The 14,996-nt window shown below is 67.0% G+C and carries 14 protein-coding genes; 8 read left to right on the forward strand and 6 right to left on the reverse strand.

The annotated features are described in order from the left end of the window. Positions 1–36 precede the first annotated feature (36 nt). Together ppc and MF607_RS12000 are read left to right on the forward strand one after the other, a co-directional pair. On the forward strand, positions 37–2,712 hold the full coding sequence (ppc, locus tag MF607_RS11995; RefSeq protein ID WP_242119021.1) for a phosphoenolpyruvate carboxylase: 2,676 nt from the start codon (positions 37–39) through the stop codon (positions 2,710–2,712). Between the two features lie 276 nt (positions 2,713–2,988). Further along, positions 2,989–3,723 carry a MauE/DoxX family redox-associated membrane protein gene (locus tag MF607_RS12000; protein WP_242119024.1) on the forward strand — a complete coding sequence of 245 codons (735 nt, stop codon included), beginning with the start codon at positions 2,989–2,991 and terminating at the stop codon, positions 3,721–3,723. A 200-nt stretch (positions 3,724–3,923) separates the two neighbouring features. Here MF607_RS12000 and panC read toward each other — a convergent pair whose 3' ends face one another. Further along, on the reverse strand, positions 3,924–4,763 hold the full coding sequence (panC, locus tag MF607_RS12005) for a pantoate--beta-alanine ligase (RefSeq protein ID WP_242119026.1): 840 nt from the start codon (positions 4,761–4,763) through the stop codon (positions 3,924–3,926). An 82-nt stretch (positions 4,764–4,845) separates the two neighbouring features. Here panC and MF607_RS12010 point away from each other — a divergent pair, with 82 nt between their 5' ends. The 5 genes from MF607_RS12010 (at position 4,846) to MF607_RS12030 (ending at position 8,919) form a co-directional block, all read left to right on the forward strand. Continuing rightward, positions 4,846–5,643: a division plane positioning ATPase MipZ gene (locus MF607_RS12010; protein ID WP_242119027.1), complete on the forward strand. Its 798-nt coding sequence runs from the start codon at positions 4,846–4,848 to the stop codon at positions 5,641–5,643. A 13-nt stretch (positions 5,644–5,656) separates the two neighbouring features. Next, a complete protein-coding gene (locus MF607_RS12015; protein ID WP_242119030.1) occupies positions 5,657–5,911 on the forward strand; it encodes a J domain-containing protein in 255 nt (84 codons plus the stop codon). A 262-nt stretch (positions 5,912–6,173) separates the two neighbouring features. Further along, on the forward strand, positions 6,174–7,541 hold the full coding sequence (pgmG, locus tag MF607_RS12020) for a phosphoglucomutase/phosphomannomutase PgmG (RefSeq protein ID WP_242119032.1): 1,368 nt from the start codon (positions 6,174–6,176) through the stop codon (positions 7,539–7,541). A gap of 227 nt (positions 7,542–7,768) precedes the next feature. Continuing rightward, positions 7,769–8,527, forward strand: coding sequence for an exonuclease domain-containing protein (locus tag MF607_RS12025; protein ID WP_242119034.1), 759 nt, complete (start codon positions 7,769–7,771; stop codon positions 8,525–8,527). After that, entirely contained in the window at positions 8,524–8,919 is a 396-nt protein-coding gene (locus MF607_RS12030; RefSeq protein ID WP_277925879.1) for a hypothetical protein, read from the forward strand. The genes MF607_RS12025 and MF607_RS12030 overlap by 4 nt, the downstream gene beginning before the upstream one ends. A 247-nt stretch (positions 8,920–9,166) precedes the next feature. Here the strand turns inward: MF607_RS12030 and MF607_RS12035 are convergent, their stop codons facing one another. The 4 genes from MF607_RS12035 to MF607_RS12050 all read right to left on the reverse strand — a co-directional run bounded on the left by MF607_RS12035 (position 9,167) and on the right by MF607_RS12050 (position 13,068). Next, positions 9,167–9,649: a DUF1440 domain-containing protein gene (locus MF607_RS12035; protein WP_242119036.1), complete on the reverse strand. Its 483-nt coding sequence runs from the start codon at positions 9,647–9,649 to the stop codon at positions 9,167–9,169. A gap of 343 nt (positions 9,650–9,992) precedes the next feature. Then, a complete protein-coding gene (locus tag MF607_RS12040) occupies positions 9,993–10,631 on the reverse strand; it encodes a 2-dehydro-3-deoxy-6-phosphogalactonate aldolase (protein ID WP_242119038.1) in 639 nt (212 codons plus the stop codon). Next, a complete protein-coding gene (locus tag MF607_RS12045; protein WP_242119041.1) occupies positions 10,628–11,497 on the reverse strand; it encodes a 2-dehydro-3-deoxygalactonokinase in 870 nt (289 codons plus the stop codon). Before MF607_RS12045 ends, MF607_RS12040 begins: the two co-directional genes overlap by 4 nt. Continuing rightward, complete coding sequence (locus MF607_RS12050) at positions 11,488–13,068, reverse strand: sodium/sugar symporter (protein ID WP_242119042.1); 1,581 nt, start codon at positions 13,066–13,068, stop codon at positions 11,488–11,490. Before MF607_RS12050 ends, MF607_RS12045 begins: the two co-directional genes overlap by 10 nt. A gap of 99 nt (positions 13,069–13,167) precedes the next feature. On the opposite strand from MF607_RS12050, the gene MF607_RS12055 reads away from it, so the two are divergent. Next, a complete protein-coding gene (locus tag MF607_RS12055) occupies positions 13,168–13,878 on the forward strand; it encodes a FadR/GntR family transcriptional regulator (protein ID WP_242119044.1) in 711 nt (236 codons plus the stop codon). A 243-nt stretch (positions 13,879–14,121) separates the two neighbouring features. Here MF607_RS12055 and fghA read toward each other — a convergent pair whose 3' ends face one another. Beyond that, positions 14,122–14,967 (reverse strand): S-formylglutathione hydrolase, encoded by an 846-nt coding sequence (gene fghA, locus MF607_RS12060; protein WP_242119046.1) that lies wholly within the window; start codon positions 14,965–14,967, stop codon positions 14,122–14,124. Positions 14,968–14,996: the final 29 nt, after the last annotated feature.

The following is a 14,996-nucleotide window of genomic DNA, read 5'->3' on the forward strand; positions in this document are numbered from 1 at the left end:
TGACCCGCATCCTGCCGCATTGCAGCAAGTGTGCCCATGACGACTCTGCCCCCGATCACGAACAATCCCGACATCCGCTTTCTCGGCCGGCTGCTCGGTGACGTCATCCGCACCTATGGCGGGGAGGCGTTGTTCAAGCGGATCGAGCATATCCGATCGACCTCGGTCGACCGGCATCGCGGGGTGGCGGGGGCCGATACGATCGACCTCGGGCTCGACAGCCTCAGCCTAGACGACACCATCGCGTTCGTGCGCGGGTTCATGATGTTCTCGATGCTCGCCAATCTGGCCGAAGACCGGCAGGGCATCGCCGCCGAACCGGGCGCCGACGTCGCCACCGCGATCGAGAAGCTGGCGGGCGAAGGGATCGGCCGCGACGCGGTGCTGGCGTTGCTCGACCATGCGCTGATCGCGCCGGTGCTGACTGCGCACCCGACCGAGGTGCGGCGCAAGTCGATGATCGACCACAAGAACCGCATCGCCGACCTGATGCTGCTGAAGGATCAGGGCGCCGATGAGACGCCGGAGGGCGACCGGGTCGACGAAGCGATCCTGCGTCAGATCGCGCTGCTGTGGCAGACCCGCGTCCTGCGCCGCGAGCGGCTGTACGTCGCCGACGAGGTTGAGACCGCTTTGAGCTATCTGCGCGACGTGTTCCTGCCGACGCTGCCTGCGCTCTATGCACGGTGGGAGCGGGTGCTGGGCCAGCGGCCGCCATCGTTCCTGAAGCCCGGCAGCTGGATCGGCGGCGACCGCGACGGCAATCCGTTCGTCGATGCCGACGCGATGCGGCTGGCGCTGGCCAAGGCGGCCGAGGCGGTGCTCGGCTATTATCTCGACCAGCTCCACAGCCTGGGCGCCGAACTGTCGATCTCGACCGAGCATGTCGCCGTCGACGACGCGATCGCCGCGCTGGCCGAGCAGAGCGGCGACAATGCGCCGAGCCGCGCCGACGAACCGTTCCGCCGCGCGATCAGCGGCATCTATGCGCGTCTTGCCGCGACCTATCAGAAGCTGACCGGCAAGGTCGCACCGCGCCCCGGCAATCTGACCGGCGAACCTTATGCCGATCCGGCGGCGTTCCGGGCCGACCTTGCCGCATTGGCGCGCGGGCTGGTGCAGGAGGGCAATGGCCCGCTGTCGACCGGCGGCGCGCTTGGACGGCTGATCCGCGCGGTCGAGACCTTCGGCTTCCATCTCGCCACGCTCGACATGCGCCAGAACAGCGTGATCCATGAAAGCGTCGTCGCCGAGCTGCTGAAGGTCGCCGGGGTCGAGGCCGATTACAAGGCGCTGGACGAGGATGCGCGCGTCGACCTGCTGCGCCGCGAGCTGCAAAGCCCGCGTCCGCTGACCAGCCCCTATGCCGATTATTCGGAGCAGACCGCGTCCGAACTGGCGATCCTGCGTGCCGCCGCCGACGCCCATGCCCGCTACGGTCGCGAATGCATCCGCCACTATATCGTGTCGATGGCGCAGTCGGTGTCCGACCTGCTCGAAGTGCATCTGCTGCTCAAGGAATCGGGGCTGTACGTCCCGGGCGAGCCGCCGCAGGCGCATATCATGGCGATCCCGCTGTTCGAGACGGTTGCCGATCTGGAGGCCGCGCCCGCGATCATGACCCGCTGGCTGGCGCTGCCCGAAGTCGCGGCCATCGCGCAGGCGCGCGGCCATCAGGAAGTGATGATCGGCTATTCCGATTCGAACAAGGATGGCGGCTACCTCACCTCGACCTGGCAATTGTCGAAGGGGTCGACGGCGCTGGCGCCGGTGTTCGAGGAAGCATGCATCGGCATGCAGCTGTTCCACGGGCGCGGCGGCGCGGTGGGCCGGGGCGGCGGGTCGTCCTTCGCCGCGATCCGCGCGCAGCCGCACGACACGGTGCAGGGCCGCATCCGCATCACCGAACAGGGTGAGGTGATCGCGGCGAAATACGGCACGCGCGACAGTGCGGTGACGAATCTGGAGGCGATGACGTCGGCGACGCTGCTCGCCAGTCTCGAACCCGACTCGCTGAACCCGGCCGATGCGGCGCGGTTCGCCGCCGCCATGGACGCGTTGTCGGACACCGCGTTCAGGACCTATCGCGGGCTGGTCTACGGCACCGACGGCTTCACGACCTTCTTCCGACAGGCGACGCCGATCGCCGAGATCGCCGGCCTGAAGATCGGATCGCGCCCAGCGAGCCGGAAGAAGTCCGACGCGATCGAGGATCTGCGTGCCATCCCGTGGGTGTTCAGCTGGGCGCAGGCGCGGATCATGCTGCCGGGCTGGTACGGGGTCGGCGCGGCGTTGCAATCCTTCGAGGACAAGGGGTTGCTGCGCGAGATGGCGAGCGCATGGCCGCTGTTCGCCGCGACGCTGGCCAATATGGAAATGGTGCTCGCCAAGTCCGACATGGACGTCGCGGCGCGCTATGCGGGGCTGGTCGAGAACAAGGCGCTGTCGGAAGCGATCTTCGGCCGGATCCGCGATGGCTGGCAGGCGACGCATGATGGACTGTTGTCGGTCACCCGCCAGACGCGGCTGCTCGAAAGGAGCCCGGCGCTGGAAGCATCGATCCGGCTGCGCACGCCCTATATCGAACCGCTCAACCTGCTCCAGATCGAACTGCTCAAGCGCCACCGCGCGGGCGAGGCCGATGCGCGGATCGGCGAGGGAATCCTGTTGTCGATCAATGCGATCGCCACGGCGTTGCGCAACAGCGGCTAGGCCAAAGTTCACGAAGTTCACACTTGCGCGCTGTTTGTGCGCGGTCGGGTTTCTCCGTTCCGCCGGACGTCATTCCAGCGAAGGCTGGCATCTTCCGGTCATGGCGCGAGGCAGGAGCCGCCCGAGGCCCCAGCCTGCGCTGGGGCGACGTTCGGGGCGGGCGAGAACGCGACCATGTCAAAGAACCTGCCGAGCATGGCATCCGCTCCCGCTGTAGGAAAGCCGGGCGTGCAGCGGTCGCCGCGCCTCCCCATATAGCGGGTGAAAGGAGCCGTGATGGCCAGGACCGCTACCCTCTACCGCATGGTGATGCCCGACCATGTCTGCCCGTTCGGGCGGCGGGCGCTCGATCTGTTGCGGCGGCATGGATTTACGGTCGACGACCGGCATCTGACGACGCGCGCCGAGGTCGATGCGTTCAAGGCCGAGCATGACGTCAGGACCACGCCGCAGACCTTCATCGACGGACAGCGGATTGGCGGCCATGACGATTTGCGCCGCCATTTCGGGCTGAAGGTCCGCGATCCAAAGGCGACGACCTATGCCCCGGTCGTGGCGATCTTTGGCATGGCGGCGGCGATCGCGCTGGCGGCAAGTCATTCGGCGTTCGGCGACGCGCTGACCATGCGGGCGGGGGAATGGTTCGTCGGTATCGCCATGTGCTTGTTATCCTTGCAGAAGCTGCGCGATATTGACGGGTTCGCCAATGGCTTCCTGGGCTATGACCTGCTGGCGCAGCGGGTGGTGCGCTATGCATGGGTCTATCCATGGGCGGAGGGGCTGGCGGGCGTGCTGATGATCGCCGGCGCGCTGTTGTGGATCGCGATTCCCGTTGCGTTGGTGATCGGGACGGTCGGGGCGGTGTCGGTGGTGAAGGCGGTCTATATCGACAAACGCTCGCTCAAATGCGCGTGCGTCGGCGGCAACAGCAATGTGCCGCTGGGCTTCGTGTCGCTGACCGAGAATCTGCTGATGGTCGCGATGGCCGTGTGGATGCTGGTTCAGGTTTAAGAGGAAGAAGGGTTTGATCGCGCAGAGGCGCGAAGGGCGCAAAGGGTTGTGTTTCTGGCAACTGGACCGCGACCGGTAGACCTCGCGAGCGGCGGCAACCGGTTTGGAAAGCCGCTGCCGCGGGGAACATTGCGCAGAACGCGACCCCTTTGCGCCCTTTGCGCCTCTGCGCGAACAATCACTTGGTCTGCATGCAGCGTCTACTCGAACGTCACCGCGATATTGTCGATCAGCCGCGTCGTGCCGATCCGCGCGGCCGCCAGCAGCCGGGCGGGGCGGCCGCGAATGGGGGCGGTCAGCGTTTCGGCGTCGACCAGCGTCACGTAATCGGGATCGAAGCCGGCGCGGGTCAGTGTCGCGATCGCCGCCGCCAGCGCGGTCGCTGGATCGTCGCCGCGTTCGATGCCGCGCTTCGCCTCGCCCAGTGCGCGCGGCAGGGCGACGGCGCGGGCGCGTTCGGTTTCGTCGAGATAGATGTTGCGCGACGACAAAGCGAGGCCGTCATCCTCGCGCTGCGTCGGTACGCCGACGATCTCGGGCGTCAGATGCAGGTCGGCGGTCATGCGGCGGATGACCGCCAGTTGCTGGAAATCCTTTTCGCCGAACAGCGCGACCGCCGGGCGGACCTGTCCGAACAATTTGCTGACGACCGTTGCGACGCCATCGAAATGGCCGGGGCGGTGTGCGCCGTCGAGCACCTCGCTGACGCCCGCGACGCTGACATTGGTGGCAAAGCCCGCCGGATACATTTCCTCGACCTCGGGCGCCCAGAGGATGTCGACGCCCGCTTCGGACAGCATCTGCGCATCGGCGGCCTCACGCCTGGGATAGCGCGCCAGATCCTCGTTCGGGCCGAACTGCTTGGGATTGACGAAGATCGACACGACGACCCGGGCTGCGCGGCGGCGCGCGGCATCGACCAGCGCCATATGGCCGGCATGGAGCGCGCCCATCGTCGGGACCAGCGCAACGCCTTCCCCCGCCTGGGTAAACTGGTCGAGCGCTTCGCGAAGCACCTCCAACCGACGTATAATTTGCACGGCCGATGGCCCTTCGATATGGGTGGGGGAGGCGGCTGTACTGGATCAGGCCGTCCGGGATCAACAAGGTTGGGTTGCGCGCTTGGACGAAGGTTCGGATCGGTTGCACGTCATCGTGTTCGCCAACGAGAAGGGCGGCACCGGCAAGTCGACGACGGCAGTGCATGTCGCCATCGCATTGGCGGCGAAGGGCGCGCGCGTCGCGTGCTTCGACCTCGACCATCGCCAGCGGACGCTGGGCCGCTATCTCGACAACCGGGCGGAGACGATCAAGCGCACCGGCCGCAACCTGCCGATGCCGATCTACGACACGCATGACGGCGAGAGCATGACGCGCTTCAACGACGCGCTCGGCCGGTTGGGCGAGAATGCCGAATTCCTCGTCATCGACACGCCGGGTCGCGACGACCGCTTCGCACGGATCGCGGTGACCAATGCCGATACGCTGGTCACGCCGATGAACGACAGCTTCGTCGATTTCGACCTGATCGGACAGGTCGATCCCGACACGTTCAAGGTGACGCGGCCGAGCTTCTATTCCGAACTGATCTGGGAAACGCGCAAGCACCGCGCGAAGATCGACGGGTCGACGATCGACTGGGTCGTGCTGCGCAACCGGCTGCAGCATATCGAGGCGCGCAACATGCGCCGCGTGTCGGAGGCGATCAATTCGCTGTCGAAGCGCGTCGGCTTTCGCGTGACGCCGGGCCTGTCCGAACGCGTCGTCTATCGCGAACTGTTCCCGTCGGGGCTGACCATGCTCGACCGCAACGAATTCGGCGAGATGGGGCTGTCGCATGTCGCGGCGCGGCAGGAATTGCGCGAGATGATGGGCGGGCTGCAACTGCCCGAACCGCTCGGCGCGCCGACCGCGATCTGACGTTCCCGGCGCGATGCTCAAGTTCGTCCTGATCGTCGCGATGATCCTCGCCTTCTGGTTGTGGCTGCGCGCCAAGCCGAAGAAAGTGGGCGGCGAGGCCGAGGCGCGAGCCATCCTCGGCGTCGGCAAGGATGCGAAGGCGGGCGAAATCCGCGCCGCGCACCGGCGGCTGATGCAGGCGGTCCATCCCGATCGCGGCGGGTCGGCCGATCTGGCGCGGCGGATCAATGCGGCGCGGGATGTGCTGTTGGGGCGGTTGCGGCATTGAGCCGCTGTTCGAAGATAAGAAGAAAGTAGTTTTCGCGCAGAGGCGCAGAGGCGCGGAGAGGTTGCGCCAGGGGCAACGGTACCCGCGACGGCGGGCCTTTCGTCCGGTCTGAACCGTGCAGAAGGTCTCCCGGTCGCGGGCGGTTCGCGGCAGGTGCAACCTCTCTGCGCCTTTGCGCCTCTGCGCGAACCGCTTCTTTTCCCTACTTTCCGTTGCCGCTTCGACCTAAACCCGTCCGCCTTGTAATGGCGAGGAACGTGACATGACCCACCGATTCCACCCCAGTTCGCTACGCGAATACGACATTCGCGGGGTCGTCGGGCGGACGCTGGGCGCGGTCGACGCGAATGCGATCGGGCGCGGCTTCGCGACGCTGGTGCGGCGCGCGGGCGGTACGCGGGTCGTGGTCGGGCGCGACGGGCGGTTGTCGTCGCCCGAGCTGGAGGCGGCGCTGGTCGCCGGGCTGATCGCCAGCGGGGTGGACGTCGTGCGCATCGGCCTTGGCCCCACGCCGATGCTCTATCATGCCGAAGCGATGCTGGAGGTCGATGGCGGCATTCAGGTCACCGGCAGCCACAATCCGGCCGATCACAACGGCTTCAAGATGGTGTTGCAGCACCGCCCGTTCTTTGGCGACGATATCCAGCGGCTGGGCGCGATGGCGGCGACGGGCGACTGGGACGAGGGTGCGGGGAACGTCACCGACCATGACCATGTCGATGCCTATGTCGGACGGCTGATGGCCGGCTATGCCGGGGGCAGCTACCGCATCGGCTGGGATACCGGCAGCGGGGCGGCGGGGCCGGTGATCGAGCGGTTGGTCGCGCTGCTGCCCGGCGAACATCACCTGCTGTTCACCGAAGTCGATGGCCGTTTCCCGCATCATCATCCCGATCCGACCGAGGAGGCCAATCTGGTCGACCTGAAGCGGCTGGTCGCCGACAAGGGGCTCGATTTCGGGTTGGCGTTCGACGGCGATGGCGATCGGATCGGGGCGGTCGACGGACGGGGGCGGACGCTGTGGGGTGATCAGTTGCTGATGCTGCTCGCCGAGCCGCAACTGCGCGAGACGCCCGGCGCGACGATCATTGCGGACGTTAAGGCCAGCCAGCTGCTGTTCGACCGCATCACTGAACTGGGTGGCAAGCCGCTGATGTGGAAGACCGGGCACAGCCCGATGAAGACCAAGCTGCTGGAAACCGGCGCGCCGCTGGCTGCCGAAATGTCGGGGCATGTGTTTTTCGGCGGCGACGATTACGGGTTCGACGACGCGCCCTATGCGGCGGTGCGGCTGATCCGCGCGATCCATCTGAGCGGGCGGTCGCTGACCGAATTGCGCGATGCGATGCCCGAAATGGCGACCACGCCCGAACTGCGCTTCAAGGTCGACGAGACGCGCAAGTTCGCGGTGGTCGACGAAGTGCTCGCGCGGCTGGCGGCGGCGGGGGCGCAGGTGAACACGACCGATGGCGCGCGGGTGACGACGGCCGACGGATGGTGGCTGCTGCGCGCCTCGAACACGCAGGACGTGCTGACCGCGCGGGCGGAGGCGTGGACCGAGGAAGGGTTGGCGCGGTTATTGGGTGAGGTCGACGCGCAACTCGCGGCGTCCGGGATTGTTCGGGGGTAGCTACCTAGTTCGCGCGACGGCGCGAAGGCCGCAAAGGGGTTTCGCGTAACGGCACGGTATCGCAATTTCCACGAGCGGAACTGTCTGCCGTTCGCGCCGGCCGTGCCGCGCACGTAACCCCTTGGCGTCCTTTGCGCCTTTGCGCGAACCAGCGCTTCCTTCTTTCAAACCGGACCCTCACCGCCCCCGGGGTGGCATTTTCGGCCCCAAAGCGCCATTTGTGCCCCATGGCGCAACCGCAGATCATCCGTGTCGTCGACCTCGAAACCACCGGGCAGGCTCCCCCCGCGCATGGCGTGTGCGAGGTCGGCTGGCAGGACGTGGCGCTGGGCGAGGACGGCCGCTGGGAATTGCTGGGCGAGGGCGGGCAGCATTTCGTCAATCCCGGCCGCCCGATCCCGCCGGTGACGCAGGCGGTGCATCACATCCTCGACGAACAGGTCGCCGATGCGCCGTGGTGGCAGGATATTGCCCGCCGCGTGCTCGACCCCTACCCCCGTCGCGTAGCACTGGCGGCACATCGTGCGGATTTCGAACAGAAATTCTGTACCGCGCAACTGACGCACGGGGCCGACTGGATCTGCACGTGGAAATGCGCGCTGCGGTTGTGGCCGGACAGCCCGGGCTTTTCGAACCAGATGCTGCGCTACTGGCGCAAGCCGCAGGGCATGGAGCATGAACGCGGGCTGCCGGCGCATCGGGCGTTTCCCGATGCCTATGTCACCGCCTTCCACCTGCGCGACATGCTGAACGAGGCGTCGATCGCGCAGCTGCTCGAATGGTCTCGTCTGCCGGGACTGTTGCCGCGGGTGCGCTATGGCCCCGATCGCGGGCGCGCCTGGACCGAGATCGACGATGATTCGCTCGATGGCTTCCTGACCGACCGCGACGAGGATGTCCGCTTCACCGCCGAAACCGAACTAGCGCGGCGGCAGGGCGGCGGCGAGATCAAGCCGCGCAGTCGCAACGACTGGCTGCTGCTGTGATGCGGACCGCCATGCAGGTGGTGCGGGTGCATTGTCCGGTGACGGGCAATGTCCTCGCGCGGTTGCAGGCGGGCGAGGCGGCGGCGCTTGGCGACGATCCGGTGCTGGCCGGGGTGGTCGGCGTGATCCGGGGCAGCGACGTGCTGGGCGCGATCGGGCCGTATAGCGGGGTGTTCGAACTGGGCTTCGGGCTGGAAAGCTTCGTGCCCGGCGCTGAGGCGTTGCCGACCACCGGGCGAGCCGGCGAGGCGGCGGTCGTGCCGACGGTGGTGGTGAAGACCTATGCGGCGATGGATATGAATATCGATGCCGAACTGGCGGCGATCGCGGCGGTGCATCCCTGGGAGATACCAGTGATCGAGGTCGGGATGGTCGAGTTGGTCGGGCGGTAGGTAGCACTTACCTGTCCTACTTACCCGTTCGGTTCGAGCAGCTTCGAGCGAAGTCGAGAAGAGGGACAGGTGAACCATGCCCCGCATGGTTCAGGATTGTCCGGGGGACAATCCGACCTGCCCCTCGTCGAGAACGCTCCGCTTGGGGCAACCCCTTCTCAACTTCGGTTCTCGACAGGCTCGAACCTGCGCTCGAAGCAAACGGCTGGGGGGGGCTCGAACCGAACGGAAGGGGGGCGGAAGGGGCCTAGCCTTGCCGCCCGCCCAGCAACGACCGTGCCCCCTCCAGCGACACGCCGAACACCAAATGCGCCAGCGCACCATAGGCGTGGGTCGCGGCGGACGTGTCCCATGGTGCCGATCCCAGCCCCGCCGCCGGTACCGCCGCTTCGTCGAGCAGGGCAGAGGTGGCGATGCCGTACAGGCTGCCGAAGCCGCTCGCTGCGCCCGGCCGATATTCGGTGAGCACGCCGTACAGCCCGCCCAACGCCGCGCCGGTCAGATAATGCACCGCCTGTCCCGCGGGCGCGCGATAGGCGTCGGGCACGCACGTGCCGGTGGTGGCGAGTGCGACCTTGTCCGCAGCCTTCACCGTCGCGGGATCGTCGTCGCCCTGGTCCTGTCCCATTGGCTTGGCGGCGACCGACTGGAACGCGGCCATCGCGGCGGAGGCGATCAGGCCGGCGGCGATCCCGGCGAACAGGCCGAGGACGGGGCGGGGGTGCGACATGGGCGGTGCTCCGACAAGGGGGGAGCAAGGCAAACGGTCGAGGGGGCGGGGGTTTCCCTTAAGTCCCACGTCCGTACGGAACGGCATATCTCCGCGCGGGCGGGAATCCAGCGCCGCAGACGGTGCGCTGTTTGGCTGTGGACCCCTGCCTGCGCGAGACCTTTGCGAAACCAACCTTCTTGTACCCCGGCGAAGGCCGGGGCCCAGTTGGGGCACGTCGGTAAGGTGCGCAAAAGCCTTCCCAACTGGACCCCGGCCTTCGCCGGGGTACGAGGCGTTTACAGGTAATCGAGAGACTTTTGCAAAGGTCTCGCCTGCGCGCGGATACGGTTTCGGACGGCGCTTACTTCTCCAGCGCGCTCCACGCCGCGACGAACGCCCGCGCGCGCTCGCCGACCGTGTCCGCGTTCATGCCCGGCACGTAGAGCGCCGAACCAAGGCCATAGCCCGCCGCCCCCGCCTTGTGCCAATCGACCAGCACCGATGGCACGATGCCGCCGACCGGCAGCATCCGCACGTCGCGAGGGAGCACGGCGCGCATCGCCTTCATCACTGCCGGGCTGGCCGCTTCGGCAGGGAAGAGTTTGAGCGCGGCGGCACCGGCTTCCAGCGCGGCAAAGGCTTCGGTCGGGGTCGCGATGCCGGGCATCGCCACCAGTCCCCGTTCGGCCGCTGCCGAAATCACCGCGCTATTGGCATTGGGCGAGATGATGAGCGTGCCGCCCGCCGCCTCGACCCGTTCGACCTGCTCGACGGTCAGCACGGTGCCCGCGCCTACTGCCGCGTACCCCTCAAGCTTCTTCGACAGGCGGGTGATGCTTTCATACGGGTCGGGCGAGTTGAGCGGCACTTCGACGATGGTGAAGCCGGCATCGATCAGCGCGTCGCCGATCCCTTCCACCTCATGCGGCTGGACCCCGCGCAGGATCGCGACCAGCGGGCAGCGGGCGAAGGCGGCGTCGAAGGCGGACAAATGGCTCATGCGGACAACTTTCGGATATGGGTGATACCGGCGATAAAGGCATGCTCGCACCCGCTGACAATGGCGCGGCCGCCCAGCGTCTCGATCGCGGTCGCGTACAGGGTGGCGAGATCGCCGTCGGCGACCAGATGGACGTCGCGGCCGCCACCGATGCGTGCGGCGACGTCGCTGCCGATCAGCACGCCGCTGGCATAGGACGCCGCCTGCGCTTCGTCGCGGAGACCGAGGACGTGCGACGCGCGGATGCCGAACAGGCTGGCGGCAAGGTCGCGCTTCGCCCCTTCGCGGACGCCTTCGCGAAACGAATCGCCAGCGATGACCGGCGCGGCAAGTTGGGGCGCCAGCACGCCGCCGCCCTTCAGCAGCGCGAACAGCTCGCCGGTCATCGCGGTGGTGAAGGCGGTGACCTTGCCCCCGGTCAGCTCGACCCATTTGCAGTGCGTGCCGGGCTGGCAGAGCAGCGCGTCCGCCGGTACCTGTCCGGCCAGCGCCGCGCCGAGCAACTGCACTTCCTCGCCCCGCATCACGTCGCCGTGACTGCCGTCGGTGAAGGACAGGCCGGGGACGATCGCGGTCCGATCGTCGATCCAGGTGAGGTGCGCGGCGATGTCGGCGATATCGGCGGGGACCGCGACATAGGGCGCGACCCGCCAGCCGATCGTCGACCCGACCATGCCCGCCATCAGCACCGGCAGGTCGCCCAGTTCCACCCGGATCGCCGCCATTTCTTGCGGGTATTCGTCCGCCGCCATCGCCGACACGCCCTTCGGCGACTTGGCGGTCGCGGCGATGCGCCCGTCTTCGATGCGATAGGCGCGGCGGTTGGTGGTGCCCCAGTCGAGGGCGATGAACGGGCTCACCACCATGTCGCGTACAGCGCGATGAGGATCAGGATGACGCCCAGACCGGCGACGTTGAACCCGGTCGAGGTGCCGAACGACACGCCCTGCATCGTGATGCGGTTGGCGTCACCGCGCCCCTTCACCGCCAGCGACAACAGGATGGCGAGGCCGAGGCTGAGCAGGAAGACGATGCCCATCCGGTCCATGAACGGGATGCCCGGCGCGAACTCCCGGAACAGATAGGACAGCACGACCGAGGCGATCGCCGCGCCGATCGCGCCGGCTTCGGTCGCACGTTTCCAGAACAGGCCCAGCAGGAAGATCACGGTGATCCCCGGCGTGAAGAAGCCCGAAAATTCCTGGATGAACTGGAACGCCTGATCCGCGCCACCGAGCAACGGGCGGGCGGCGACGATCGCGATCAGGATGGCGATGGTCGCGGCGATGCGGCCGATGCGGACCAGCTTGCGTTCCTGCCCGGCATCCATCTGCCCGCTCTCGCTGGTGCGCTTGGCATAGAGGTCGAGGGTGAAGATCGTCGCGATCGAATTGATCTTGGATGCGGTCGAGGCGATGATCGCGGCGATCAGCGCGGCGAAGACCAGCCCGAGCAGCCCCGAGGGCAGCAGCCGCATCATCGTCGGATAGGCTTCGTCGGGCTTGGCGAGGTCGGGCGCGAGCAGCACCGCGGCGATGCCGGGCACGACGATCACCAGCGGCATCAACAGCTTTAGGTACGCGGCGAAGACGATGCCCTTCTGCGCTTCGGGCAGCGACTTGGCCGCCAGCGCGCGCTGGATGATATATTGGTTGAACCCCCAATAGCTCAGGTTCGCGATCCACATGCCGCCGATCAGCACCGACAGGCCCGGCAGATCCTTGTAGAACGGATTGTCGGCGCTCAGGATCATGTCGAACTTCTCGGGCGCACGGCGGCTCAACTCGGCGAACCCGCCCAGCACCCCGGCATCGCCACCGATCTGCGACAGCGTCAGGTAGGAGATGGTGAGGCCGCCGAACACCAGCAGCGTGACCTGCACGATGTCGGTCAGCGCCACCGCCTTCAGCCCGCCGCGCAGCTGGTAGAGCAAGGCGAACAGGCCGAGGCCGATCAGCGCCACCGTCTGGTCGACGCCCGCGACCTGCGTCACCGCGATCGAGCCGAGCCAGATGATGCTGGTCAGGTTGACGAACACGTACAGCGCCAGCCAGAATACCGCCATCAGCGTGCGGATCGACGGGCCGTACCGCTGTTCGAGGAACTGGGGCATCGTGTAGATTTCGTTGCGCAGGAAGATCGGCAGGAAGAATTTGCCGACGATCAGCAGCGTCAGCGCCGCCATCCATTCGTACGAGGCGATGGCGAGGCCGATCGCATAGCCAGAGCCCGCCATGCCGACGATCTGTTCGGCCGAGATGTTGGCCGCGATCAGCGACGCGCCGATCGCCCACCAAGGGAGCGATTTGGACGCAAGGAAGTAATCGGAGCTGTCCTTCTGATGCCCCCCCTTGTCGCGGCTCACCCATTGCGCGAGGCCGAAAATGCCGATCGCATAGATGACCACGACGATCAGATCGATCGTCGACAGACGCATGATGTCCTCCCCGCCCACTGGCTTTTGGAGGCGGACAATTATACGACGAATGCAATGTGTCCAGTGCCAAGCGGTACGGACGAACCGAAAGGAGACGGGATGGCGGCGCGGATGACCGGAATGCCCGGCGGCAATTTGACCCGCACGACGCTCGACACGCTCGGCCGCGCGATCGTTACCGGCGAATATGACGAAACGCCGTTCCCGACCGAGGCGGAGATCGGCAAGGCGCATGGCATCAGCCGGTCGGTGACCCGTGAGGCGGTGAAGATGCTGACCGCCAAGGGACTGGTCAGCGCCCGCCCGCGCCAGGGGACGGTGGTGCGCCCGGCGGCGGCATGGAATTTGTTCGACCCCGATGTGCTGCACTGGCTGCTCGACCGCAAATTCTCGGTCGAGCTGCTGCGCCAGTTCAATCAACTCCGCGTCGCGATCGAGCCCGAAGCGGCGGCGCTGGCGGCGGTCGCGGCGGACGATGACGATCAGGCGCGGATCGCCGATGGCCTTGCGCGGATGGCGGCGGCGGAACGCGGCGAGGACGATCCGCTGGAGGCCGATATCGACTTTCACGTCGCGATCCTGCTCGCCGCCAAGAACCCCTTCTACGCGCAGTTCCGCGAGATGGTGGCGACCGCGCTCAACACCTCGATCCGCTTCACCAACACCATCGTCGGCCGCTCGGCCAGCGTCGAACAGCATGCGGCGGTGGCGGAGGCGATCGCCGCGCGCGATTCCGTGGCGGCGCGAAGCGCGATGCGCGCGCTGATCGGCGACGTGCTCGACCTGATCGACGCGCGGGGGGCGGTTTGATTTTCTCGCCTGCCTTACGAGGTGACCTCTGCGAAAGTTTCTCCACGTACCCCGGCGAAGGCCGGGGCCCAGTTGGGGGACGGGGGTAAGGTACGGAGAAGCCTTCCCAACTGGACCCCGGCCTTCGCCGGGGTACCGGAGTTTCGAGCTTATCGAACGGCTTTCGCAGCGCTATCCTGCCAAGCGACGGGTCGATGGTAGCGCCTCTATCGCCATTCCCGCCTGCGCGGGAATGACAACGGGTTACCGGTCCACCAACCGCGCGCCATGCCACCGCACATGATCGGCCATGAAGGTCGAGATGAAATGATAGCTATGGTCGTATCCCGGCTGCATCCGCAGCGTGCAGTCGATGCCGGCGTCCGCGCATGCTTTGGCCAGCAATTCCGGGCGTAGTTGTTCGGACAGGAAATTGTCGGCAGCCCCCTGATCGATCAGGATTTCCTTCACCCGCGCGCCATCCTCGATCAGCGCGACCGCATCCGCCGCGCGCCATGCCGAGCGATCGTCGCCGAGATAGCCGCCCAGCGCCTTTTCCCCCCATGGCACCTGCGACGGCGCGACGATCGGCGCGAAGGCGGAGATCGAGCGGAAGCGGTCGGGATTGCGCAAGCCGATGGTCAGCGCGCCATGCCCGCCCATCGAATGGCCGGTGATCGACTGCCGACTGCAATCGAGCATCGGGAATTCGGCGGTGACCAGCGCGGGCAGTTCGTCCTCGATATAGGAGCGCATCCGATAATGTTGCGCCCATGGATCCTCGGTCGCATCGACATAGAAGCCCGCGCCGAGGCCGAAATCCCATGCGCCCTCCGGATCGTCGGGTACGTCTTCGCCGCGTGGCGAGGTGTCGGGCGCGATGAAGGCGATGCCCGCCTCGGCGCACGCCGCGCGATATTCGCCCTTGTCGGTGACATTGGCATGGGTGCAGGTCAGCCCCGACAGGTACCAGAGCACCGGCGCCCGCTGCCCCGGCTCGAGCGGCGGCACGAACACCGAAAAGGTCATGGTCGTGCCGGTCGCGGTCGATTCGTGGGAATAGACGCCCTGCGTGCCGCCATGGGCGCGCGCGGTCGAAACGGTCTTCATGGGGTTCTCCACCGATGGTGCGCAGGGGC

This window comes from Sphingomonas lacusdianchii (assembly GCF_022664395.1).
Classification (GTDB): Bacteria; Pseudomonadota; Alphaproteobacteria; order Sphingomonadales; family Sphingomonadaceae; genus Sphingomonas; species Sphingomonas lacusdianchii.

What these genes read in the sequence shown, in the direction of transcription:
- ppc (WP_242119021.1), top strand. Translation starts at nt 37, where the DNA reads ATGACGACTCTGCCCCCGATCACGAACAATCCCGACATCCGCTTTCTC.
- MF607_RS12000 (WP_242119024.1), top strand. Translation starts at nt 2,989, where the DNA reads ATGGCCAGGACCGCTACCCTCTACCGCATGGTGATGCCCGACCATGTC.
- MF607_RS12015 (WP_242119030.1), top strand. Translation starts at nt 5,657, where the DNA reads ATGCTCAAGTTCGTCCTGATCGTCGCGATGATCCTCGCCTTCTGGTTG.
- pgmG (WP_242119032.1), top strand. Translation starts at nt 6,174, where the DNA reads ATGACCCACCGATTCCACCCCAGTTCGCTACGCGAATACGACATTCGC.
- MF607_RS12025 (WP_242119034.1), top strand. Translation starts at nt 7,769, where the DNA reads ATGGCGCAACCGCAGATCATCCGTGTCGTCGACCTCGAAACCACCGGG.
- MF607_RS12035 (WP_242119036.1), bottom strand. Translation starts at nt 9,649, where the DNA reads ATGTCGCACCCCCGCCCCGTCCTCGGCCTGTTCGCCGGGATCGCCGCC.
- MF607_RS12040 (WP_242119038.1), bottom strand. Translation starts at nt 10,631, where the DNA reads ATGAGCCATTTGTCCGCCTTCGACGCCGCCTTCGCCCGCTGCCCGCTG.
- MF607_RS12045 (WP_242119041.1), bottom strand. Translation starts at nt 11,497, where the DNA reads ATGGTGGTGAGCCCGTTCATCGCCCTCGACTGGGGCACCACCAACCGC.
- MF607_RS12050 (WP_242119042.1), bottom strand. Translation starts at nt 13,068, where the DNA reads ATGCGTCTGTCGACGATCGATCTGATCGTCGTGGTCATCTATGCGATC.
- MF607_RS12055 (WP_242119044.1), top strand. Translation starts at nt 13,168, where the DNA reads ATGGCGGCGCGGATGACCGGAATGCCCGGCGGCAATTTGACCCGCACG.
- fghA (WP_242119046.1), bottom strand. Translation starts at nt 14,967, where the DNA reads ATGAAGACCGTTTCGACCGCGCGCGCCCATGGCGGCACGCAGGGCGTC.